This window comes from Variovorax sp. 10N412, assembly GCF_056394985.1.
The window spans coordinates 341,186-363,215 of sequence record NZ_JBFTIO010000003.1 but is presented as its reverse complement, the minus strand read 5'-3'; the positions used below and the strand labels follow the sequence as shown (position 1 = coordinate 363,215).

The window sequence follows — 22,030 nt, the reverse complement described above, 5'->3', positions numbered from 1 at the left end:
GCTAGAGCAAGACTCGTGCGCAGGCGTGCGGGAGTGGCACGCCGTGCCGAGCGTGGGGGCAAGGCCGCCCGCCCGTAAAATCCGGCGATGAGTTCCCGCCCCGCCCCGGCCCCCGTGGTCGACCCCGAAGCGATCCTCGCCCGGGCACGCCTGACTTTCGACATCGAAGCCGAAGCCGTTCTCGGCCTGAAGGGCCGCGTCGGCCCGAGTTTCGTGGAGGCCGTGCGCAAGATCCTCGACGTGCGCGGCCGCGTGGTCGTGATGGGCATGGGCAAGAGCGGCCATGTCGGGCGCAAGATCGCCGCCACCCTCGCCTCCACCGGCACGCCCGCGATGTTCGTGCACCCTGCCGAGGCCAGCCACGGCGACCTCGGCATGATCAAGACGGTCGACCTGGTGCTGGCCATCTCCAACAGCGGCGAGGTCGACGAGCTCACCGTCATCCTGCCCGTCGTCAAGCGCCAGGGCGTGCCCCTGATCGCCATGACCGGGCGCCCCGAATCGACGCTGGCGCGCCACGCCGACATCGTGATCGACGCGGGCGTGGCCAAGGAAGCCTGCCCGCTCAACCTCGCGCCCACCGCGAGCACCACCGCGCAGATGGCGATGGGCGACGCGCTGGCCGTGGCGCTGCTCGACGCGCGCGGCTTCGGCTCGGAAGACTTCGCGCGCTCGCACCCGGGCGGCGCGCTCGGGCGCAAGCTGCTCACGCACGTGAGCGACGTCATGCGCTCGGGCGACGAGGTTCCGCGCGTGCCGCCGTCGGCCAGCATCAGCGAGCTGATGCGCGCGATGAGCATCAAGGGCTTCGGCGCCGCTGCGGTGGTCGAGCCCGATGGCCGCGCCGCGGGCATCTTCACCGACGGCGACCTGCGCCGCCTGATCGAAGCCGGCGCCGACCTGCGCAGCCCCAAGGCGGCCGAGGTGATGCACCGCAACCCGCGCACCATCCGCGTGGACGCGCTGGCGGTGGAGGCCGCCGAGCTGATGGAGCAATGCGGCATCACCCGCCTGTTCGTGATCGACGGCGAGGGGGTGATCGTGGGCGCGATCAACACCAACGACCTGATGCGGGCGAAGGTCATCTGATGCCGCTCGAGTTCCAGGCCGAGACCTTGCTCGCCGCGCAGGACGTGCGCATCGTCTTCTTCGACATCGACGGCGTGCTGACCGACGGCGGCGTGTACTTCACCGAGCACGGCGAGACGCTCAAGCGCTTCAGCATCCTCGACGGCTACGGCCTGAAGCTCTTGCGCAAGGCCGGCATCGTGCCGGCCGTGATCACCGGGCGCGACTCCAAGCCGCTGCGCGTGCGGCTCGAGGCGCTCGGCATCGAGCACGTGCGCTACGGCACCGAAGACAAGCTGCCCGCCGCGCAGGCCATGCTCGACCAGCTGGGCTTCGACTGGGCGCAGGCCGCGGCCATCGGCGACGACTGGCCCGACCTGCCCGTGCTCACGCGCGTGGGCTTCGCGGCGGCGCCGGCCAATGCGCATGCCGAGGTGCGCGGCGTCGCCAACTATGTGACCCTGGCGCGCGGCGGCGAAGGCGCGGCGCGCGAGTTCTGCGACCTGCTGCTCACCGCTTGCGGCCAATACCGCACGCTGCTCGACGCGGCGCTGGGCCCGAACCGGGAACCGAAGCCATGAGCAATGTGAAACGCGTGTGGGGCCTGGCGCGCGACGTCCTCGACCGCGCCACGATCTACCTGCCGATCATCCTGACGGCGTGCGTCGCGCTGGGCACCTACTGGCTGGTGCGCAACGCGCCCAAGCTGCTGGAGCCCGTGGCCAAGGTGGCGCCCACGCACGAGCCCGACTACTTCATGCGCGATTTCGTCATCAAGAACTTCCTGCCCAACGGCGACCTGCGCAGCGAACTGCACGGCACCGAGGGCCGGCACTTTCCGGACACCGACACCATGGAAGTCGACAAGGTGCGCATGCGCTCCGTGTCGCCCGAAGGGCTGGTAACCCGCGCAACGGCCGACCGGGGCCTGTCGAATTCCGACGGCAGCGAGATTCAGCTGTTCGGCAATGCGATCGTCATCCGCGAGCCGACGGTGGGCCCGGGCGGCAAGGCCACGCCGCAGCTCGAGTTTCGCGGCGACTTCCTGCATGCCTACGTCGACACCGAGCGCGTCACCTCGAACAAGCCGGTCACGCTCATCCGCGGCACCGACAAGTTCGTGGGCGACACGCTCGACTACGACAACCTGAGCGGCGTGGCCAACCTGAACGGCCGGGTGCGCGGGGTGCTGATTCCGTCGGCGGCGGCTGCCGCCCCTGCCCCCGCCAAGAAGCGCTGAAGAAGAACAAACCCCCGCATGACCACGTCCCCACTAGTCTTCATCACAGGTGCATCGAGCGGCATCGGCCAGGCCCTGGCCGCGAGCTTCTGCGACGCGGGCTACCGGCTGGCGCTGGTCGCGCGCCGCACGCCAGAGATCGAATCGTGGGCGAACGCGCGCCAATTAAGCACGGAACGCTATCAAATTTATAGTGCGGACGTGGCACAGACCGACAGCATCGTGGCTGCAGGCAACGCCTGCATCGCGCGCCAGGGGTTGCCCGACGTGGTGATCGCCAATGCCGGCATCAGCGTGGGCATCGACACGGCGGAGCGCGCCGACCTCGACGTGCTGGCGCAAACCTTCGCCACCAACAACGTCGGCCTGGCCGCCACCTTTCATCCGTTCGTGCGAGCCATGGTGCGGCGCGGCAGCGGGCGGCTGGTGGGCATCGGCAGCGTGGCATCCATTCGGGGGCTGCCCGGGCACGGTGCCTACTGCGCCAGCAAGGCCGGCGTGGTGGCGTACTGCGAAAGCCTTCGCGGCGAGCTGCACAACAGCGGCGTCAAGGTGGTCACCCTGTGCCCGGGCTACATCGACACGCCGCTCACGCAGGGCAACCGCTATGGCATGCCGTTTCTCATGAAGGCGGAGGACTTCGCCGCCCAGGCCCTGCGCGCCATCGAGTCGGGCACCAGCTACCGCGTGATTCCGTGGCAGATGGGCGTGATTGCGAAGGTCATGCGCATGCTGCCCAATGCCCTGCTTGACCGGGCCGTGCAGGGGCGGGGGCGCAAGAAGCGCAGCGGGGAAACCTGAGCGCGATCACGCCAGCGCGCGGTCTTGCGCGGCCGACCATGAAAAAAGGCTCCCGAGGGAGCCTTTCGTCTTTCTGTGTGCCGAGGTGCAGGGCTCAGTAGCTGTTGCCGCCACCACCGCCGTACCCGCCGCCACCACCACCGCTGCGGCCACCACCGCCGCCGCCACGCGGGCCGGCGCCGTAGGGGCTGCGGAAACCACCGTCTCCACCGCCACCGCCACCGCCGCCGCCACTGCGGCCACCGCCACCGCCGCCGTAGCCGCCACCGCCGGAGCGACCACCGCCGCCGCCGCTGCGATCGCCGCCACCGCCACCGTAGCCACCACCGCCGCCGCCGTAGCCACCGCCACCACCGCCGCCATAACCACCACCACCGCCGCCGTAGCCGCCGCCACCACCGCTGCGCGGGGGACGTGCTTCCATCGGACGTGCTTCGTTGACGACGACGCTGCGGCCGCCCAGGGGTTGGCCGTTCATGCCGGTGATGGCTGCTTGAGCTTCCGCGTCACTGCCCATCTCGACGAAGCCGAAGCCCTTCGAGCGGCCGGTGTCGCGTTCCATCATGACCTTGGCGCTGGTCACTGCGCCGAACTGGCCGAAAGCCTGTTCGAGATCCTGGTCGCGCACCGAGTAAGGCAGGTTGCCGACGTACAGTTTGTTGCCCATCGAGGGACTCCTATAAACACATCAAGAAAAGCGATGGAGTCCCGAAAGCATCACTCAAACGAGAGCCGTCGAGTCGCGCGAAACTGACCGATCACCGAGCTGTCTCCCGGCCAAAATGAAGAGGGAGGCTCGTGCATTATGGGGGAAATATTTAAAAAGCAAGCGGGAATTTGCGTCTTGAGGTAGCCCCTGTCAAAACCATCGGAAAGCCAGTGCCCGCGTACTGTTGGCGGGCTATTCCGGCGCGACCGGTGGTTAGAATCCGACCCGTCATTGGGGAGTAGCCGCCTTCCGAATTGCGAGAAGGGCCCGCGTCAACAGACTTGTCCTGCCCCACACGGGACATGGCGCGTGCAGTGAGCCCACACCTGGCGAGACCTTTGACCATGCAACTTCGGGAAATATGGCCGAAGGTGTTGCATGGTCAATTGCGTCCTTCGGCCCAAGGAACCCCACGTTCATCATGGAAGCTTTTCTCGTTGCAACCGGCGTCGTTGCGCTCGCGGAAATGGGCGACAAGACCCAACTCCTGGCCCTTTTGCTTGCGGCCCGTTTCAGGAAACCCTGGCCGATCGTGCTCGGCATCTTCGTCGCCACCATCGTCAATCACGCGCTGGCGGGCGCCGTCGGCAACTACATCACGCGCTGGCTCGGGCCCGAGGTGTTGCGCTGGATCCTTGGCGGCTCGTTCATCGCCATGGCGGTCTGGATGCTGATTCCCGACAAGCTCGACGACGACGACGCCCCGGGCGTTTCGAAGTTCGGCGTGTTCGGCACCACCGTGATCGCCTTCTTCCTGGCCGAGATGGGCGACAAGACCCAGATCGCCACCGTCATGCTCGCCGCGCGCTTCACTCACGACTACTTCTGGGTGGTCGCCGGCACCACGCTGGGCATGATGCTGGCCAACGCGCCGGTGGTGTGGCTGGGCGACAAGATCGTGCGGCGCGTGCCGATCAAGCTCGTGCACGGCATCTCCGCCGCGATCTTCCTGGTGCTCGGCATCGTCATGATCGTCGGCTGGTAAGAAGGGCGGGTTCCTTCCGGGAACACCGCGGAACCGGCTTCGCCGGGCCGCCGGTGTTGCCCCCGTAGAGGGGGTGGAGAAGCGACACGCAGTGCGCGAAGCCTGGGGGATATACTTGCCCTGCGCCGATTTGCTACAGCTTGCGGGCGCTTTATAAATTCAGCTAAAGACAGGCGCGGCAGACCCGGCTCGTTTTTGGCGAGGCCGGGTTTTTTCATTCATGTCGTCGTCACCTCCTTTGGTCGTCACCTCGCAATCGATGCAGTTCGCCGGGCCGCTGGCCTTGCGCAGCGGCGCGTCGATCAGCGACTACACGCTCGCCTACGAAACCTACGGCACCCTGAACGCCGAGCGCAGCAATGCGGTGCTGGTGTGCCATGCCCTCAACGCCTCGCATCACGTCGCCGGCGTCTACCAGGGCCAGGCCCGCTCCGAGGGCTGGTGGGACAACATGGTGGGCCCGGGCAAGCCGGTCGACACCGACCGCTTCTTCGTGATCGGCGTGAACAACCTCGGCTCCTGCTTCGGCTCGACCGGCCCGATGCACGTCAACCCCGCCACCGGCCGCGTCTACGGCGCCGACTTCCCGGTGGTCACGGTCGAGGACTGGGTCGACGCCCAGGCCGCGTTGCTCGACGCGCTCGGCATCGACACGCTTGCGGCAGTGATGGGCGGCAGCCTCGGCGGCATGCAGGCGCTGTCGTGGACGCTGCAGTACCCCGCGCGCGTGCGCCACGCCGTGGTGGTGGCCAGCGCGCCCAACCTCACGGCCGAGAACATCGCCTTCAACGAGGTGGCGCGACGCGCCATCGTGACAGACCCCGACTTCCACGGCGGCCATTTCTACGAACACGGCGTCGTTCCGAAACGCGGCCTGCGCATCGCGCGAATGATCGGCCACATCACGTACCTCAGCGACGACGTGATGAATGCGAAGTTCGGCCGCATCCTGCGCAGTGCCGTGGAAGGCGAGGGCAACGGCGGGCCCGCGGCGCTCGACTACCGCTATTCCACGCAGGACGTCGAGTTCCAGATCGAGAGCTACCTGCGCTACCAGGGCGACAAGTTCAGCGAGTACTTCGACGCCAACACCTACCTGTTGATCACCCGCGCGCTGGACTACTTCGACCCCGCGCGCAGCCACGGCGGCAAGCTCAGCACCGCGTTCGCCACTGCCACGGCCAAGTTCCTGCTCGTGAGCTTCAAGACCGACTGGCGCTTCTCGCCCGCGCGCAGCCGCGAGCTGGTGAAGGCGCTGCTGGAGAACCGCCGCAACGTGAGCTACGCCGAGATCGACGCGCCGCACGGCCACGACGCCTTCCTGCTCGACGACGTGCGCTACATGGGCGTGGTGCGCTCCTACTTCGAGCGCGTTGCCAAGGAGATCCAATGAGCGACCTCGACCATCAACGCCTGATTGCGCAGCTCGTGCCGCAGGGATCGCGCGTGCTCGACCTCGGCTGCGGCGACGGCGCCCTGCTCGACCTGCTGCAGCGCGAGCGCGGCTGCACCGGCTACGGCGTGGAAATTGCCGACGGCAACGTGCTGCAGTGCATTCGCCGCGGGGTCGACGTGATCCAGCTCAACCTCGACGAAGGCCTGGCGATGTTCGACGACGCCTCGTTCGACGTGGTGCTGCAGATCGACACGCTGCAGCACCTGCGCAACGCCGAGGTGATGCTGCGCGAGACCGCGCGCGTGGGGCGCACCGGCATCGTCGCCTTTCCCAACTTCGCGCACTGGCCCAACCGCCTGAGCATCGCGCGCGGCCGCATGCCCGTGACGCGCCGCCTGCCCTACCAGTGGTACGACACGCCCAACATCCGCGTGGGCACCTTCAAGGACTTCGAGGTGCTGGCCGGCAAGAACAACCTGCGCGTGCTCGATGCCTTCGGCCTGCAGGACGGCCGCGACGTGCGCTGGCTGCCCAATGCGCGCGCCGGCACGGCGGTCTTCAAGTTCGAGCGCGGCGGCAGCTGAAGCACGCCCGCAGCGCACGATGAGCTTCACGCTTGCCGAGCCGGTCCACAGCGAGTTGCTCATCAGGAAGAGCCGCTTCATCGGCTGCGTGCAGCCGGTCGCCGACCGCGCGGCTGCGTTGGCGGTGGTGGCTTCGCTGCGCGCAGAACACCCCGCTGCCGCGCATGTGTGCTGGGCCCTGATGGCCGGCGGACAGTCGGCCGCGAACGACGACGGCGAGCCCGGCGGCACCGCCGGCCGGCCGATGCTCGAGGTGCTGCGCCACCAGCAGATCGAAGGAGCGCTCGCCACCGTGGTGCGCTATTTCGGCGGTGTGAAGCTGGGCGCGGGCGGCCTCGTGCGGGCCTACACCGATGCGGTCGCGCAGGCCCTGCTCGGCGCCGCGCTCGTGCCGCTGGTGCGCCAGCGCAGCCTGCGCTGCACGGTGCCCTACGCGCTCGAAGGCCTGGTGCGTCGCGAGCTCGCCGCGGCCGGCGCGGTGCTCGACGGTGTGGCGCACGGCGACGACGTGGCCTTCGCCTTCTCGCTGCCCGAGCCCGACGCCGATGCGTTCATCGCCCGCCTCGGCGATGCTGCGCAAGGGCGCGCCGTCTGGCCGAAGGCGTGACGCGCTTCGCCGGCACCGCAGATGCCGCGGGTGCCGTGGACACCGGCGCCGTCATCGCCAGAATGCCGCGCGGCGCCAGCGGCACCGCCTCGTCGCCGGGTCCGCGCCGCGCCATCTCTGCCGTCACGATGCCGGTGGGCACGGCCAGCACGCCCCAGCCCAGCAGCATCATCACCGAGGCGATCGCGCGGCCCAGGTCGGTCTTGGGCACGAGGTCGCCGAAGCCCACCGTGGCCATCGTCGAGATGGCCCAGTAGATCGCCACCGGAATGCTGGTGAAGCCGTGCACCGGTCCTTCGACCACGTACATCAGCGTGCCCATCACCAGCACCACCAGCATCACGAAGCCGACGAACACCGTGATCTTTCGCCGGCTCGCATGCACCGCCGACACCAGCGCGCGGTACTCCTCGGAGTAGCGCGACAGCTTGAAGATGCGGAACACGCGCAGCAGCCGCAGGATGCGCACGTCGATCAGGTAGGCCAGGCCCGGCGTGAGCACGGCCAGGAAGGTCGGCAGCAACGCGAGCAGGTCGATCACGCCGTAGAAGCTTCCCGCATAGCGCGCGGGCCGATTCACGCAGGCCAGCCGCCCGAGGTATTCGAGCGTGAAGAGCGCGGTGAACACCCATTCGAGCACGCCGAACACGTGGCCGAAGCGCAAATGGATGGCCTGCACGCTGTCGAGAATCACCACGCCCACGCTGGTCACGATCACCGCGATCAGGATCAGGTCGAACAGCCGGCCCAGCCGCGACTCCGACTCGAAGATCACCGAGAACAACGTGCGCCGCCAACCCTGTTCGGGCTTGCCGAAACGCTCGTCGCCTGCGGCCGAATCTGAAGAGGTGGTGGTGGCGGTGCTGCGCGAAGGGGTCGTCATCTGCCGTGGTTTAGGGTCTACTGGAAAGCCATTGTCGGCGGGGTGTACCGTCTTACTCGGTTACGCCTCTTGCGCAATGAAGTACGGCAGGCCGCAAGTGCGTTCTTACGATAGTCGTTTTCCTAGAGGAGCTCCCCATTGGCTACACAGTCCCCCTTCTTCGGCAAGCGTGACCGAGACACCGACTCTTTGACTTCCCGCCCCGCACCGCTGGTCGGCGCAGGCACCAATCTCTCGGGTACCCCCGTCAATCCCTCGTCGCTCACCGCACAGCAAGGCGGCCTGAACGCAGCATCGGCAGCTGCTGCACCCGTCGCCAAGGAAGGCGGCAGCAAGCTCACCGTCGGGCCGAACATCAAGCTCAAGGGCGTGGAGATCACCGATTGCGACACGCTCGTGGTCGAAGGCCTGGTCGAAGCCACGATGGACTCGCGCCTGATGCAGATCGCCGAACAGGGCGAATTCAAGGGCTCCGCCGAGATCGACATCGCCGAGATCCGCGGTGTGTTCGACGGCAACCTCACCGTGCGCGAAAAGCTCGTGATCCATTCGACCGGCAAGGTCACCGGCAAGATCCGCTACGGCAAGATCGTCATCGAAGAAGGCGGCCAGCTGTCCGGCGAAATCAGCTTCGGCACCAAGGCGTAGTTCCGGTGCGCCGCGCGGGCCTCATCAGGCTCCCGGCGGCGTCCACCCCAGGCGCTCCAGCAAGGCACCGGCCGCGGCCGGTGCTTTTTCTTTGGCGCCGTTGATGAAGTAGACGAACACGTCGCGCTTTTTTGGCGATGCGGCCCAGCCCTGTGCACGCTCGGCCCAGGTGTCGAGCGCCTTCGGCCCGTAGCCCGTCTTGAGCTTGGCGTCGGCCATCATGAGCCGTGCATAGGCCACGTCGCCTTCGGGCTCCTCGAAGGACGGAAACTTGTCGGCGTCGGTGAACACCGTCGACACCTTGTGCTTCTTCGCGAGCGCCTTGTAGGCGGGCACGATGAAGCTCTCGTGCCGCACGTCCATCACGTGGCGCAGCGTGCGGCTGCCTTCCTTCTTCGGCAGCATCGACAGAAACGCCTCGAAGTCTTCCGCCTCGAAGGGCTTGGTCGGCATGAACTGCCACACGATCGGCCCCAGCTTGTCGCCCAGCTCGGTCACGCCGCTGTCGATGAAGCGCTTGATCGACTCCCCCGCACCCGACAGCAGCTTGCGGTTGGTCGCGAAACGCGAGGCCTTGAGCGAGAACATGAAGTCGGCCGGCGTGTCGTCGTGCCACTTGCGGAAGGTCTCGGGCTTGAAGGTGCTGTAGTAGGTGCCGTTGACCTCGATGGCGCTGAGCCGGCGGCTCGCATAGTTCAGCTCCTTCGATTGCGCGAGCCCCTTCGGGTAGAAGTTGTCGCGCCAGGGCTCGTAGGTCCAGCCGCCGATGCCCACCTTGATGTTTGGCTTGCTCACGTCGCCTCCAGCGTTGAGATCGCCCGCACTCTACGCGCGGTCGCTTCAAGGCGCAAAATGCAAATTTTTCCCCTCCCGCGGAGAACCCCGATGAACGCTCCCCTGCACCGCGAAATGCCCGCCGGCACGCTCGACGCCGCGCGCGCCCTGTCTGACGTCACCGCCCAATGGGACGGCGACATCGTCAAGCAACTCACCGACTACATCGCCATTCCGGCCAAGTCGCCCGGCTTCGACAAGGACTGGTCGGCCAACGGCTACCTGGAGACCGTGCTGCGCAACGCCGCGGCCTGGGTCGAGGCGCAGAAGGTCGAAGGCCTGAAGCTGGAAATCGTGCGCCTCGAAGGCCGCACCCCGGTGCTGTTCTTCGAAGTGCCGGCCACCGGCACCGACATGGGCGAGACCGTGCTGATGTACGGCCACCTCGACAAGCAACCCGAGTTCACCGGCTGGCGAAACGACCTCGGCCCCTGGACGCCCAAGTACGAAAACGGCCTGCTCTACGGCCGCGGCGGCGCCGACGACGGCTATGCGGTGTACGCCAGCGTGGCCGCGCTGCAGGCACTGAAGGCGCAGGGCGCGGCGCATCCGCGCATCGTCGGCATCATCGAGACCTGCGAGGAAAGCGGCTCCTACGACCTGCTGCCTTACGTGGATGCGCTGCGTGCGCGCCTGGGCAACGTCGAGCTGGTGATCTGCCTCGACTCGGGCGCCGGCAACTACGACCAGCTGTGGCTCACCACCTCGCTGCGCGGCATGGCCAGCGGCACGCTGAAGGTGGAGGTGCTGACCGAAGGCATTCACTCGGGCGACGCCTCGGGCCTGGTGCCCTCGAGCTTTCGCATCATGCGGCAGGTGCTCGACCGCCTCGAAGACAGCGCCACCGGCCGCCTGCTGCCCGCGAGCTTCCACTGCGAAGTGCCGGCCGACCGCCTGGCCCAGGCCAAGGCCACCGCGGCCATCCTCGGGGAAGAGGTCTACAAGCGCTTTCCGTGGGCGCACTACGACTGCGGCGGCTCGACCATGTTCGCCCTGCCCACCACCACCGACCCGGTGGAGGCGCTGCTCAACCGCACCTGGAAGCCCACGCTGTCGGTGACCGGCGCCGAAGGCTTCCCGGCGCTGAAGGACGCGGGCAACGTGCTGCGCCCGTACACCGCTTTCAAGCTGTCGCTGCGCCTGCCCCCGCTGGTCGACGCGGCCGAGACGGTGCAAAAGCTCAAGGCGCTGCTGGAAGACAACGCGCCCTACCAGGCCCGCGTTACCTTCGAAAGCGGCGGCGGCGCCACCGGCTGGAATGCCCCGACCATCACGCCGTGGTTCGAACAGGCGCTCAACAAGGCCTCGCAGGCGCACTTCGGCGCCTCCTGCGGCTACATCGGCCAGGGCGGCACCATTCCGCTCATGAACATGCTCAGCGCCGGTTTCCCGAAGGCGCAGATGATGGTCTGCGGCGTGCTCGGTCCCAAGAGCAACGCGCACGGCCCGAACGAGTTCCTGCACGTGCCCTATGCCAAGAAGCTGACGGCCGCCGTGGCCGAGGTGATCGCGGCCCTGCCGGTGGCGCACCGCGCCGCCGCGTCGGAGCCCGTCGCCGCTTGAGCGAGCCGCTGCCCTTGCCGCAACGCGTGTCGCTGTCCACCCCGGACGGCGAGACGCTGGCGCTGCGCCGGTTGCCGGCACCCGGCCCGGCGCGTGCCGTCATCGTGGTGGTCCATGGGCTTGGCGAGCACGCGGGCCGCTACCACGCGGTGGCGGAATGCCTGCACGAATGGGGCTTTGCCGTATGGGCGCACGACCACCACGGGCACGGCGAATCGACCGGTGCGCGCGGCGGCTTGCCGAGCGAACTGCGCCTGGTCGACGACCTGGCGCTGGTGGTCGACGACGCGCGGCGCCTGAACCCCGGCGTGCCGCTGGTGTTGCTGGGGCACAGCCTGGGCGGGCTGGTCGCGGCGAGCCTCGTGGCGCGCAACGTGCGGCCGGTCGACGGCCTGGTGCTGTCTTCGCCGGGGCTGGACCCGGGCCTGAGCGGCATGCAGAAGGCGCTGCTGGCGGTGCTGCCGCGCATTGCGCCGAACCTGCGCGTGGGCAATGGCCTGGACGACAACTACCTCTCGCACGATGCGGCCGTGGTGCAGGCCTACCGCGACGATCCGCTCACGCACGACCGCATCGGCAGCCGCCTGGCGCGCTTCCTTGCGACCGAAGGCCGGGCCGTGCAGCAGCGCGCTGCGACCTGGCCCGTGCCGACGCTGCTGCTCTACGCGGGCGACGACCACCTCGTGCGGCCCGACGCAAGCCGCGCCTTTGCGGCTGCGGCCGCGCCCAGCGGCATGGTCGAGGCGCATGGCTTCGATGCGCTGTACCACGAGATCTTCAACGAGCTGGACGCCGAGCCGGTCTTCGCGGCCCTGCAGCGCTGGCTCGACGCGCGCTTTCCGCCCGCCTGAACGCACCCTTCAGAACCCCCCGGCCGACGCCGCGCAGCCGAAGGTCGCGGTTCATGGGGCGTCCCGCATCACGCGCTGCAGGTCGCGCTCGATCTCGCTGAAGGCGATCGGCGACAGGTCGCCCAGCGTGCCTTCCGTGCCGTCCAGCGCCACCGCGCGCACCGTCTGCAGCGCCTTGCCGTCGGGGGTGTCCTGCACGAACCAGCCTTCTTCCAGCTGCACGCAGAGGCGCCGCCCGCCGGGGAGTGCCTTGTTGAAGCTGTCGACCATGCCGCCCTCGCCCACCTCGCGCAGCCATCCGCGCGCCTCCAGCCCCATCAGGCCGGCGTTCGACACCTGCCGGCCGGCCCAGTGCGGGAGATCGCGGCGCGTGCGCAGCGCGTCGTCGCGCACGAAGGTCTGGCGCGTCAGCTGCTCGAAAGGCTGCATGATTTCGTAGTCGGCCAGCACCGCGGCCCAGGCGGGGGCCAGCGCCGTGTCGAGCGCGGCCATCTCCAGCGGGTGCGGCAGGCCGATGCGTGCGGTGTCCGGCAGCGCGACCGGGTCGTCCTGCAGGTCGGTCAGCTCGCCTTCGGCGCTCACGCGGAAGCTGCCTTCGAGCCGGTTCGACGCATCGAACAGGCCCCACACCAGCGGCCGGCTGAACACGCGCAGCACCGGGTGGTTCGCGAAGAAGGGCAAAAACTCGTCGACGCCCCAGCGGCGCTGCGCGCACATGGCGGCTTCGAGGCGCTTGACCTGCGTGGCGGCGACGGTCTTGGCCAGCTTGCGCAGGTCTTTCAGCTGCGTGGTCGCGGTGGCGGCCTTGCCGGGCTCGTCGTTCGCGCCGGGCTTGGGCAGCGTCTTGAGCACCTTGCCTCGGGCGTCGTGCACCACGGGCTGGAAGTGGTCGTCCATGCGCACTTCGAACGTGCGCGGGCCGAAGTCGAGCGTGAGGCGCGCGCGCGCGTCCAGGCCGAGGTCGGGCACGGTGCGGTCGGCCAGTTGGTCGAGACTCAGGCCGCGCTGCTCGGCGACCTCGCCCAGCATGCGGTCGGCACGGGTGCGCAGGTCGTCGTAGCGGGTCTGGCGCGCGAGCTCGGCCAGGTGCATCAGGGCGGCGTCGCTGCCGATGTCGCCGAGCATCGCCATGGCGTCGTAGGCGCGCACGCGGTCGAGCGCGGCGCGCCACTGGCGCAGCAGGCCGTAGAGCTGGCGGGCGGTCTCGTCGTCGCCCAGGCGGCCCTGCAGCGCGAACATCCAGCGCTCCTTGCTCGGGCGGCCGTTGCCGATCCACCAGGCCAGCAGCGCACGGCCGAAACGCGCAAGGGCGTCGGGCGCCAGCGTGTCCAGCAGCGCTGGCAGCCCCGGGTAGGGGGCGTCGGGGCGGCCGAGCATCATGGCCATCAGCACGTCCGGCACGCAGGCCTGCGGCAGCGCGTGGCCGCTGCCCTTCAGGATCAGCCGGGGCAGCGCCGCGAGCGGCAGGGTCTTGGGCAGCACGGGCAAACCGTCGGGCAGCAGGTCTTCGGGCGCGATGGCCAGCAGCGTCGCCACCGCGTCGGCGGCCTCGGCGCCGTAGGCAGCGGCCTGGCGGCGCACGGCGTCGGCATGGCCGGCCGCGTGCAGCCAGCGCAGCGCGGCCTGGGCGGCTTCATGCGCGGGGCCGGGTTCGCCCAATGCCGCGGGAATGAGCCCGCGCGCGGCCGCGTCGGGATAGCGGGCCAGCCATTCGCCGGCCTCGCGCCGCACCCAGCGGTTGGTATGCAGGCCCTTGGCGATCCAGCCCGCCAGCGGGTCCCACTCGATGGCCGACGCCAGCTCGAACATGGCGCGCGCGCCGTGCCGCAGGTAGTGCGGCAACGCCGGCAGTGCGGCGACGCCGAAGTGATGGAGGACCGGACGGATGCGGCCCGCGTCGCTCAGCGCGTGCAGCTGCGCCGGCCCGTGCGTGAACACCGCCATGGCCAGCTGCGGCGGCAGCTGCCAGATGTAGTCGGCCGTGGCCCAGGCGCTGCCTGGCATGTCGCCGAAGTCGTCCGGTTGTACCGCGCGGCCCTCGGCGATGTCGTCGATGCGTTCCGGCCGTACGCCGAACATCCACAGCGCCTTGCGCACGGGGTCGCCGTTGCGGATGGCCGCGGGCGCCTCGGGCTGCTGGCGAGCGAAATCCCTGGCCTGCTCGTCGGAGCGTGCGCGCAAGGCGCGCACCTCCTGCGCCAGCCAGTCGGACGCCTCGCCCGTGGCTTGCTGGTACTGCGGCGGGGGCAGTGTGTTCCAGTGGAGCGCGGCGGTGGCGGGCAGCGGCTGCAGCGCCAGCGTGGGAACGACGGGGAGCGCCTGCCGGTTCTTCCACGGTGGATGGCGCAGCAGCGCGGGCCACGCGTGGGGGGCGGCGTCGGTCACGCCGTCGGAGCCGTCTTCCTGCAGGCGCGCGAGCGTCTTGCGCTGGCTGTCGTCGCACGACGCTTCCAGTGCCGCCTGCCAGTCGGGGTTGGCGGCCAGCAGCTCCAGCACGAGCGCGGCGCCGGCCTGGTGGCGTGACGGGTTCGCCGACAGCAGCGCACGCAGCACGAACAGCGGCCAGCGCGCGGCCTGCTTGGCCAGCGCGGACTTGCAATCGATCTGCTTGACCTGCGTCACGAAGAAGCGCACGACCGCCGCGTCGTGGATGGCCAGCAGGTCGGTCACGGCCTCCTTGTGCGGCGAGGGCTCGAAGAACAGCTCGGCGGCCGCGGCGCCGTGCATCTCGAGCATGCGCAGCCGCGCGGCGCGGGGCGGGTAGAAGCTGGCGCGGTGCCGGCGATAGAAGTCGAGGCTGTCGTCCAGGCTGCGCTCGGTGGACAGCAAGCCGCCGCAGTGGCCGCAGGCCCGGTCGTTGAACCGCGCGAGCGATTCGCGCATGCCCTTGGTCCAGCGCACGCTGCCGTCGGGCTGTGCCTGCAGGCCCTGTGCCGCCTTTTCCTCTTTCGATTTGCCACCGACCGCCATGCCATGCTCCCTCGAACTGATGCGAGCGGCATTGTCGGCCACGGCGGCAGGCCAAAAAAAAGCGCCCTCGCGGGCGCCGGAATGAGGGAAAGAGGCAGCCGTCGCTCAGGACTGTCTGCCTTGCAGCAGGCCGCTGAGCGAACCCAGCAGGTCTTCATGGTTGCCCAGGCCCTGCTCCGGCACCTTGCCGTGCGGCGTGAGCTGGTCGATGAGCGCCGGCAGCATGGTCGCGAGCATCGGCAGCAGCGTCTGTGCATTGATGCCCAGCTTGGACGCGATGGCGGCAATGGTGTCGCCGCCCAGTGCGTTCTGCAGCTGGTCACCCGAGACCGGCTGGTTTTCTCCCGTGCCGATCCACGAGTTGATGACGTTGCCCATGCCGGCCTGCTCGAACTTCGAGACCAGTCCTCCCAGACCGCCTTGTGCGCCATTGTTCGCGAGCAGGCCACCCAGCGCGCCGGCCAGGCCACCGAGATCGCCCAGCCCGCCGAGGCCTCCGCCTTGCGGCTGCTGCTGTTGTGCAGCGCCTCCCAGCACTTGACCGAGTACCGAATCGAGCAATCCCATGGCCGTTTCCTTGGTGTGTGACAGAACCGACAACATTGTTAGATGCCGCGGACCTTGAATCGAAAGTGGCATGGCCACTTTCGAACGGGCAACGTGACAAATTACTTGGTACGCGCCACGCGTTTGGGCAGCAATGCAGGGCTCACCCCTTGCACACCCACCAACCCGAGCACCGTCACCAGGGAATTCTGCGCGCCTTTCCAGGCGTCTGTCACGTCGATGGACTCGGCGAGCGAATGGAATCCCGAGCCCTTGCCGCCGCCGCCGACGATGATCGCGGGAACGCCCAGCGAGATCGGTACGTTGGCGTCGGTGCTGCCGCCGCGCAGCATCGTCTTGTGGCCGAAGGCCGCGTTCGAGCGCGTCGCGGCCTCGACGATCACCGAGTCCGGCGGCGTGCGGCCGCCGGGCCGGTCCCCGATGAGCCTGGTGCTGGCGCTCAGCGTGTTCACGTTCCAGCGCCTGTTTTCCTCGGCCACGGCCTCGTCGACGGCGGCGAGGATCTTCTTTTCCGTCTCGAGCAGCGCGCCCATGTCGTCCGAGCGGATGTCGATGGCCATGCGCGCGTCGGGTGCGATGGTGTTGACCGAGGTGCCGCCGCCGACCGTGCCGACGGTGAAGGTGGTCTTGGGAAAGCTCGGCGTGCGCACGTCGGCGATCTTCGCAATGGCGCGGCCCATGCCGTGGATGGCGCTGGGCACCTGGCCGAAGGCGCCGAAGCTGTGGCCGCCCGGGCCCTGGAACGTGACCTCGTAGCGGTGGCTCGCGGTGCCCAGCACCAGCACGGCGCCCGGCGGGGACGGCTCCAGTCCCACCATGCCGTCGATGTCGAGGTGGTCGCGAAAGATCGCCTTCATGCCGCGCAGGTTGCCCAGCTCTTCCTCGCCGACGTTGGCAACGAACATCAGGTCGCCCACGGTCTGCACCTTGTGCTCGTTCAGCACCTTGAGCCAGGACAGCAGCACGGCGAGGCCGCGCGTGTCGTCGCCGATGCCCGGCGCGTACAGCCGGCCGTCGCGCTCCTTCACCTTCACGTCGGTGCCGGCGGGGAACACCGTGTCGAGGTGGGCGGAAACGAGCAGCTTCGGCCCGCCGCCGATGCCCTTGCGCAGGCCGACCACGTTGCCTTCGGCGTCGATCTTCGCGTGGCTCAGGCCCAGCGCCTTCATGCGCGCGAGGAAGGCCTCCGCGCGTTTGTGCTCCTTGAAGGGGGGCGCCTCGATCTCGGTGAGCATCTTCAGGTCTTCGACCGAGCGTTCATGGTCGGCCTTGACGGCGTCGAGCAGCTTCTGGATGGCAGGGGACGCCATCAGCTGGGTGTAGGCCTTGTCGACCTCGGGGCTCACTTGCGCCGGCGCCGGGGCGACGGCCAGGGTCTGGGCGCTGGCGCCTTGGGCCGCGCACAGCGCGGCAAGAACGAGCGGGGCGAGGCGCAGCGCGCCAGGCAGGCGGGACATGGGGCAAAAGTCCTTCTTTTGTCTTAATAAGGTAACGATTGTTTCCCAACTGCTCCACGCGCGCGTGGCGGAAAACACCCACCTTTCGCCCTCTGTTCGAAGCTTGTTCGACCTTTGTCCGGCACTTGCCGCGCAGGGATCAGAGCCCGGCGAGCGACACCAGCGCGGCCAGCGCCGCCGTTTCGGCGCGCAGCACGCGTGCGCCGAGGGTGACCGGCGCGAAGCCGCGGGCGATGGCCTGCTGTTCCTCGCTGACACTGAGGCCGCCTTCGGGCCCGCTCAGCACGAGCGCGCCGCGGTCTTGCGGCACCTGCAGCGCGTGCACGGCGCGGGTGCCGTCGGCCAGGCTCAGCACGAGGCGCACGGCGGCCAATTCCGCCGGTTGCGCCGGTTGGGCATCGATCCAGCCCCCAAAGGACTGCACCGGATGGATCATCGGCACCCGGTTGCGCCCGCATTGTTCGCAGGAGGCGACGGCAATGGCCTCCCAGTGCGCCCGCTTCTTCTCGGCCCGTTCGCCTGAGAGACGCAGCACGCCGTGCGCGGTGGCCAGCGGCTGGATGCTCGCGACGCCGAGTTCGGTGGCCTTCTCGACCAGCCAGTCCATGCGCTCGTTGGCCGGCATGCCGACCGCGAGGTGCACGGCGCGCGGCGCCTCGCGCTCCACCGGCTGGTGGGTGCCGACCAAGACCGAAACGTCGCTGCGGCCCATGCGCTCGACCGTGGCTGCATACTCGCCGCCCGCGCCGTCGAACAGGGTGAGCGCGTCGCCGGGCTGCATGCGCAGCACCTGCACGTGGCGTGCGGCGCCGGACGGCAGCGCCAGGCTGGTGCCGGCGGTCAGCGGCACGGAACAGTGAAAACGCGGCATGCTATGAAATCAGTAGCGGCACAGGTCCATCTGACGGGCATCAGACGCGGCCATAGGCAAAGCCGGTGAGGGCCGAGGTGCCTTCGACCTCGTCGATCACCCGTACCAGCGGCGTGAGCTCCATGTAGCGGCTGGCGGTGGCGCGGATGTAGGCGATGAAGCGCGGCGTGTCGGCCAGATACCTGGGCTTGCCGTCGCGCAGCGTGAGGCGCGCGAAGATGCCGGCCACCTTCAGGTGGCGCTGCAGGCCCATCCATTCGACCGCGCGGTAGAAGGCGCCGAAGTCCTCGTCCACCGGCAGGCCGGCCTTGCGCGCGGCGGTCCAGTAGCGGATGGTGATGTCGAGCACGAACTCCTCGTCCCAGCTCAGGAATGCATCGCGCATCAGGCTGGCGATGTCGTAGGTGATGGGACCGTAGACCGCGTCCTGGAAGTCGAGCACGCCGAGCGCCCCCTCGGGGGGCAGCGAGGACACGTCAGCGCCGAGCGTGGGGGCGGCACTCACCATCAGGTTGCGCGGCATGAAGTCGCGGTGCACGTACACGCTGGGCGAGGCCAGGTTGCTGTCGACGATCAACTTGAAGCTGCGTTCCAGGCGCTCTTTCAGCTTGCCCTCGATGGCCACGCCGCGGTGGCGGCCGATGTACCACTCGGGGAACAGCGCCAGTTCGCGCTCGAGCAGCGCCCGGTCATAGGGGGGCAGCACGCCCGGCTTGGAAGACAGCTGCCACTTGATCAGCGCGTCGATTGCCCGGCCGTACAGCGGGCGGCTCGCGTCGGGCCGGGCCGGGTCGAGCACGTCCAGCATGGTCTGGCGGCCCAGGTCGTCGAGCAGCAAAAAGCCCTGGAGCCGGTCCCACTCGAGCACCGTCGGGGCGAGCACGCCGGCCTCGGACATCAACCGCGCCACCTGGACGAAGGGGTCGCTGTTTTCCTTGTCCGGCGGCGCGTCCATCACGATGCGCGTGGGGGCGACCGGGTCCGTGGTGTCGACGCGGAAATAGCGGCGAAAACTCGCGTCCGCCGAGGCGAGGCGCACCGTGTCGGGCAGCAGCCGCTGGGCGGGTGCGATGCCGGCCAGCCAGGCCTGGAACGCCTCGGCACGCTGCGGATCGGTCCAGAGAATGGTCTCGGCGGGGCTCGGGGCCAAAGAGGCGGGGGGCAAGGGTGCTGTCATGGATAATCGATTCTACAAATCCGCCTGGCGCGGCAACCCCCCGTGGCCGGCTTCCGGCCGGGCCGGGGTCGCTGCCGGCCCCTGCAACCCGCCGGCCTGCCGCGCCGTCTCCCCGACGATCTTTCGTTCCGAACCGATGCCTACGACCCAAAGCCCTCACGCTGGGCACCTTGCGCGCTCGCTGCTTTCCCCGGGGGAGTCGCCGGCTTTCCTCGGAACGGCCGGGCGGGAGGCTTGATGAGCCGACGCGTGACCCTGCGGCGCTCAAGCCCGCCTCTGCCGCTGGCTGTGCTGTCGCTGGCCCTCATGCATGTGCACGGCGCGTCCGCGCAGACCGCGGCCAATGTCGACGGACCGCTCACGCTGAAGCGCACGCCGCTGCTGACCGAGGTCGTGCCGCCCGCCGAGCGCGGCCAGTTGCCCAGCCTGGTCACCGGCGACCGCATGTCCGGTCGCCCCGACCTCGATACCGTGGTCGAAGGCAATGCCACGCTGCGCCGCGGCCCGGTCTCCATCACCGCCGACCGGCTCGAGTACTACCAGCCCGACGACCTGGCCAAGGCCACCGGCAACGTGCGGGTCAACCAGGGCGGCAACGTGTACGAAGGCCCGGAGCTGCAGCTCAAGCTGGAGACCTTCGAGGGCTTCTTCAACAACGTGCGCTACCAGTTCCTGGCGAACGAGGCGCACGGTGAGGCACAACGCATCGACTTCGTCGACGCCAACGTGTCGGTGGCCCGCCAGGCCACCTACACCACCTGCCGCCGCGAGGACTTTCCCGGCTGGATGCCGGCATGGCTGCTGACCGCAACCACCATAACGACCGACACCGAGGAAAACGAGGGCGTGGCCACCAATGCGCGCCTGAGCTTCATGGGCATCTCCACGCCGCCCATTCCGAGTGTGAGTTTCCCGCTGTCGAACGATCGCAAGAGCGGCCTGCTGCCGCCGACCGTGGGCATCGACAGCAACAACGGCATCGAGATCGCGCAGCCGTATTACTGGAACATCGCCCCGAACCGCGACGCCACGATCACCCCCACGCTCATGAGCAAGCGCGGGCTCAACCTCAGCAACGAGTTCCGCTACCTCGAGAAGGGCTACAACGGCACGGCCCGGCTCGACCTGATGGGCAGCGACCGCCTCGTGGGCCAGCGCTACAACGAGCTGCGCGCGAGCCAGCTGCAGCAGCTGGCGAACGGAGAGATCCAGGCCAAGGACCTGACCGCCCCGCCCAACAGCACCAGGCGCTGGGGCCTCTGGCTCAATCACCACCAGGACTTCGACGCCAAGGCGTTCGGCCTGGACTCGCTGTCGGCCAACATCGCGATCAACCGCGTGAGCGACAACGACTACTGGCGTGACTTCACGCGCACGCCGTCGCTCGCGCAGCGCCAGCTGCCGAACGACGCGTCGCTCAGCTGGGCCAAGGACGACTGGAGCGGCGCGATCCGCACGCTCAAGTACCAGAACCTGCAGTACAACCTGTCGCCGATCGTGCCGTCGTACGACCGCATGCCGCAGATCACGGCCAACTACAACAAGTACGACTGGCACGGCTTCGACGTGTCGCTCAACCTGGACTACACGCGCTTCCGGGTCAACACGATCCTGAGCGGCCAGCCCGGCTTCGACGTCAGCCAGCAGTCGCAGCCCGACGGCGACCGGGCCTCCGCCATCGCCTCGATCAGCCGGCCGTTCATCACGCCCAGCTCGTTCGTCATCCCCAAGGTGATGGTGAACGCGGCGTCGTACAGCTACTACGTGCCGCAGGCTGACATTCCGAAGCTCACGATCAACGGCACGCAGTACGTCGGCGGGATTCCCTACAACCCGAACTCGCTGTATTTCTTCCCGACCTCCAGCAACCGGACGGTGCCGACCTTCAGCCTCGACAGCGGCCTGATCTTCGAGCGCGATGCGAGCTACTTCGGCCGCGCCTTCCGCCAGACGCTGGAGCCGCGCGCGTACTACGTGTACACGCCGTACCGAAACCAGAGCATGCTGCCGAACTACGATTCGGCCGCCAACGACTTCAGCTTCGCGACCATCTACACCGAGAACGCGTTCTCGGGCGGCGACCGCGTCTCGGACACCAATGCGCTCACGCTCGGCGTGACCTCGCGCCTGATCGACCCGGCCACCGGTGTCGAGGCGGCGCGTTTCGGCATCGCGCAGCGCCTGCGCTTCAGCGACCAGAAGGTCACGCTGCCCGGCGGCACGCCGGTCACCGACCGCGCAAGCGACCTGCTGGTGGGCGCGCAGATCAACTGGACGCCCAAGTGGAGCCTGGACACCGTGGTCCAGTACAACCCCGACACCCGCCGCTCGGAGCGTTCGGCCATCAGTGCCCGTTACAACCCCGAGCCGTACCACAACCTGAGCGCGGCCTTCCGCTACCAGGCGCCCACCACCCCGACCGCCACCGACGGCAGCAAGTCGTTCGACGTGGGCTGGCAATGGCCCCTCAACGACCTGTGGGGCGACAAGGGCAAGAACCTCGGTCCGGGCAAGGGCCAGGGCGGCGGACGCTGGTACGCTGTGGGCCGCCTCAACTACAGCCTGCAGGACAAGAAGCTCACCGACGGCGTGCTCGGCTTCGAGTACGACGGCTGCTGCTGGATCGGGCGCGTGGTGCTGCAGCGCACCACCACGGGCCTGGTGACGGCGAACACCCGCATCATGTTCCAGCTCGAATTCGTCGGGTTCTCCAGCATCGGCTCCAGCCCGATGCAGGCCCTGCGGCAGAACATCCAGCGCTACGAACCCCTGCGCCAACCGGGCGAGGCGCCGAGCCGCTTCACCAATTACGACTGAGT

At 68.8% G+C, this 22,030-nt stretch carries 20 protein-coding genes and 1 riboswitch; of the genes, 12 read left to right on the top strand and 8 right to left on the bottom strand.

The genetic code is table 11. From position 1 onward, the window contains the following. Window positions 1-87 precede the first annotated feature (87 nt). From AC1DJH_RS11000 to AC1DJH_RS10985, 4 genes are read left to right on the top strand one after another with little or no spacing between them, the layout of a single operon-like run. Window positions 88-1,089 (top strand): KpsF/GutQ family sugar-phosphate isomerase, encoded by a 1,002-nt coding sequence (locus tag AC1DJH_RS11000; RefSeq protein WP_478185700.1) that lies wholly within the window; start codon window positions 88-90, stop codon window positions 1,087-1,089. Continuing rightward, window positions 1,089-1,649 (top strand): KdsC family phosphatase, encoded by a 561-nt coding sequence (locus tag AC1DJH_RS10995; protein WP_478185699.1) that lies wholly within the window; start codon window positions 1,089-1,091, stop codon window positions 1,647-1,649. The genes AC1DJH_RS11000 and AC1DJH_RS10995 overlap by 1 nt, the downstream gene beginning before the upstream one ends. Further along, window positions 1,646-2,308, top strand: coding sequence for an LPS export ABC transporter periplasmic protein LptC (gene lptC, locus AC1DJH_RS10990; protein ID WP_472113190.1), 663 nt, complete (start codon window positions 1,646-1,648; stop codon window positions 2,306-2,308). The genes AC1DJH_RS10995 and lptC overlap by 4 nt, the downstream gene beginning before the upstream one ends. An 18-nt stretch (window positions 2,309-2,326) precedes the next feature. Then, a complete protein-coding gene (locus tag AC1DJH_RS10985) occupies window positions 2,327-3,109 on the top strand; it encodes an SDR family oxidoreductase (protein WP_478185698.1) in 783 nt (260 codons plus the stop codon). 94 nt (window positions 3,110-3,203) lie between these two features. Here the strand turns inward: AC1DJH_RS10985 and AC1DJH_RS10980 are convergent, their stop codons facing one another. Further along, window positions 3,204-3,776 carry an RNA recognition motif domain-containing protein gene (locus tag AC1DJH_RS10980; RefSeq protein WP_478185697.1) on the bottom strand — a complete coding sequence of 191 codons (573 nt, stop codon included), beginning with the start codon at window positions 3,774-3,776 and terminating at the stop codon, window positions 3,204-3,206. Between the two features lie 263 nt (window positions 3,777-4,039). Further along, a riboswitch (yybP-ykoY riboswitch) is annotated at window positions 4,040-4,228 on the top strand. Between the two features lie 11 nt (window positions 4,229-4,239). Here AC1DJH_RS10980 and AC1DJH_RS10975 point away from each other — a divergent pair. The 4 genes from AC1DJH_RS10975 (at window position 4,240) to AC1DJH_RS10960 (ending at window position 7,390) form a co-directional block, all read left to right on the top strand. After that, window positions 4,240-4,803 carry a TMEM165/GDT1 family protein gene (locus tag AC1DJH_RS10975; protein ID WP_435439795.1) on the top strand — a complete coding sequence of 188 codons (564 nt, stop codon included), beginning with the start codon at window positions 4,240-4,242 and terminating at the stop codon, window positions 4,801-4,803. A 220-nt stretch (window positions 4,804-5,023) separates the two neighbouring features. Then, complete coding sequence (gene metX / locus AC1DJH_RS10970; RefSeq protein WP_478185696.1) at window positions 5,024-6,196, top strand: homoserine O-succinyltransferase MetX; 1,173 nt, start codon at window positions 5,024-5,026, stop codon at window positions 6,194-6,196. Beyond that, a complete protein-coding gene (metW, locus tag AC1DJH_RS10965; RefSeq protein ID WP_472113179.1) occupies window positions 6,193-6,783 on the top strand; it encodes a methionine biosynthesis protein MetW in 591 nt (196 codons plus the stop codon). Before metX ends, metW begins: the two co-directional genes overlap by 4 nt. 19 nt (window positions 6,784-6,802) lie before the next feature. Continuing rightward, window positions 6,803-7,390 (top strand): IMPACT family protein, encoded by a 588-nt coding sequence (locus AC1DJH_RS10960; RefSeq protein WP_472113176.1) that lies wholly within the window; start codon window positions 6,803-6,805, stop codon window positions 7,388-7,390. Here AC1DJH_RS10960 and AC1DJH_RS10955 read toward each other — a convergent pair. Next, window positions 7,335-8,273 carry an ion transporter gene (locus AC1DJH_RS10955; protein ID WP_478185695.1) on the bottom strand — a complete coding sequence of 313 codons (939 nt, stop codon included), beginning with the start codon at window positions 8,271-8,273 and terminating at the stop codon, window positions 7,335-7,337. The genes AC1DJH_RS10960 and AC1DJH_RS10955 overlap by 56 nt on opposite strands. 138 nt (window positions 8,274-8,411) lie before the next feature. Between AC1DJH_RS10955 and AC1DJH_RS10950 the strand changes: the two genes are divergently transcribed. Continuing rightward, window positions 8,412-8,921: a bactofilin family protein gene (locus AC1DJH_RS10950; RefSeq protein WP_435439790.1), complete on the top strand. Its 510-nt coding sequence runs from the start codon at window positions 8,412-8,414 to the stop codon at window positions 8,919-8,921. A gap of 24 nt (window positions 8,922-8,945) precedes the next feature. Here the strand turns inward: AC1DJH_RS10950 and AC1DJH_RS10945 are convergent, their stop codons facing one another. Then, window positions 8,946-9,716 (bottom strand): DUF72 domain-containing protein, encoded by a 771-nt coding sequence (locus tag AC1DJH_RS10945; RefSeq protein ID WP_478185694.1) that lies wholly within the window; start codon window positions 9,714-9,716, stop codon window positions 8,946-8,948. Between the two features lie 90 nt (window positions 9,717-9,806). Between AC1DJH_RS10945 and AC1DJH_RS10940 the strand changes: the two genes are divergently transcribed. Beyond that, window positions 9,807-11,318: a M20 family metallopeptidase gene (locus AC1DJH_RS10940; protein WP_478185693.1), complete on the top strand. Its 1,512-nt coding sequence runs from the start codon at window positions 9,807-9,809 to the stop codon at window positions 11,316-11,318. Continuing rightward, window positions 11,315-12,169: a lysophospholipase gene (locus tag AC1DJH_RS10935; protein ID WP_478185692.1), complete on the top strand. Its 855-nt coding sequence runs from the start codon at window positions 11,315-11,317 to the stop codon at window positions 12,167-12,169. Before AC1DJH_RS10940 ends, AC1DJH_RS10935 begins: the two co-directional genes overlap by 4 nt. Before the next feature lie 51 nt (window positions 12,170-12,220). Here the strand turns inward: AC1DJH_RS10935 and AC1DJH_RS10930 are convergent, their stop codons facing one another. The 5 genes from AC1DJH_RS10930 to AC1DJH_RS10910 form a co-directional block, all read right to left on the bottom strand. Continuing rightward, window positions 12,221-15,139, bottom strand: a complete 2,919-nt coding sequence (locus tag AC1DJH_RS10930) for a DUF4132 domain-containing protein (RefSeq protein ID WP_478185691.1) — start codon at window positions 15,137-15,139, stop codon at window positions 12,221-12,223. 105 nt (window positions 15,140-15,244) lie between these two features. Then, window positions 15,245-15,706, bottom strand: coding sequence for a YidB family protein (locus AC1DJH_RS10925; protein WP_435486649.1), 462 nt, complete (start codon window positions 15,704-15,706; stop codon window positions 15,245-15,247). 101 nt (window positions 15,707-15,807) lie between these two features. Continuing rightward, complete coding sequence (locus tag AC1DJH_RS10920) at window positions 15,808-17,163, bottom strand: M20/M25/M40 family metallo-hydrolase (protein ID WP_478185690.1); 1,356 nt, start codon at window positions 17,161-17,163, stop codon at window positions 15,808-15,810. 139 nt (window positions 17,164-17,302) lie between these two features. Next, on the bottom strand, window positions 17,303-18,034 hold the full coding sequence (locus AC1DJH_RS10915; protein WP_478185689.1) for a 16S rRNA (uracil(1498)-N(3))-methyltransferase: 732 nt from the start codon (window positions 18,032-18,034) through the stop codon (window positions 17,303-17,305). Between the two features lie 40 nt (window positions 18,035-18,074). Beyond that, window positions 18,075-19,211, bottom strand: a complete 1,137-nt coding sequence (locus AC1DJH_RS10910) for an aminoglycoside phosphotransferase family protein (protein WP_478185688.1) — start codon at window positions 19,209-19,211, stop codon at window positions 18,075-18,077. Between the two features lie 237 nt (window positions 19,212-19,448). On the opposite strand from AC1DJH_RS10910, the gene AC1DJH_RS10905 reads away from it, so the two are divergent. Next, complete coding sequence (locus AC1DJH_RS10905; RefSeq protein ID WP_472113147.1) at window positions 19,449-22,028, top strand: LPS-assembly protein LptD; 2,580 nt, start codon at window positions 19,449-19,451, stop codon at window positions 22,026-22,028. Window positions 22,029-22,030: the final 2 nt, after the last annotated feature.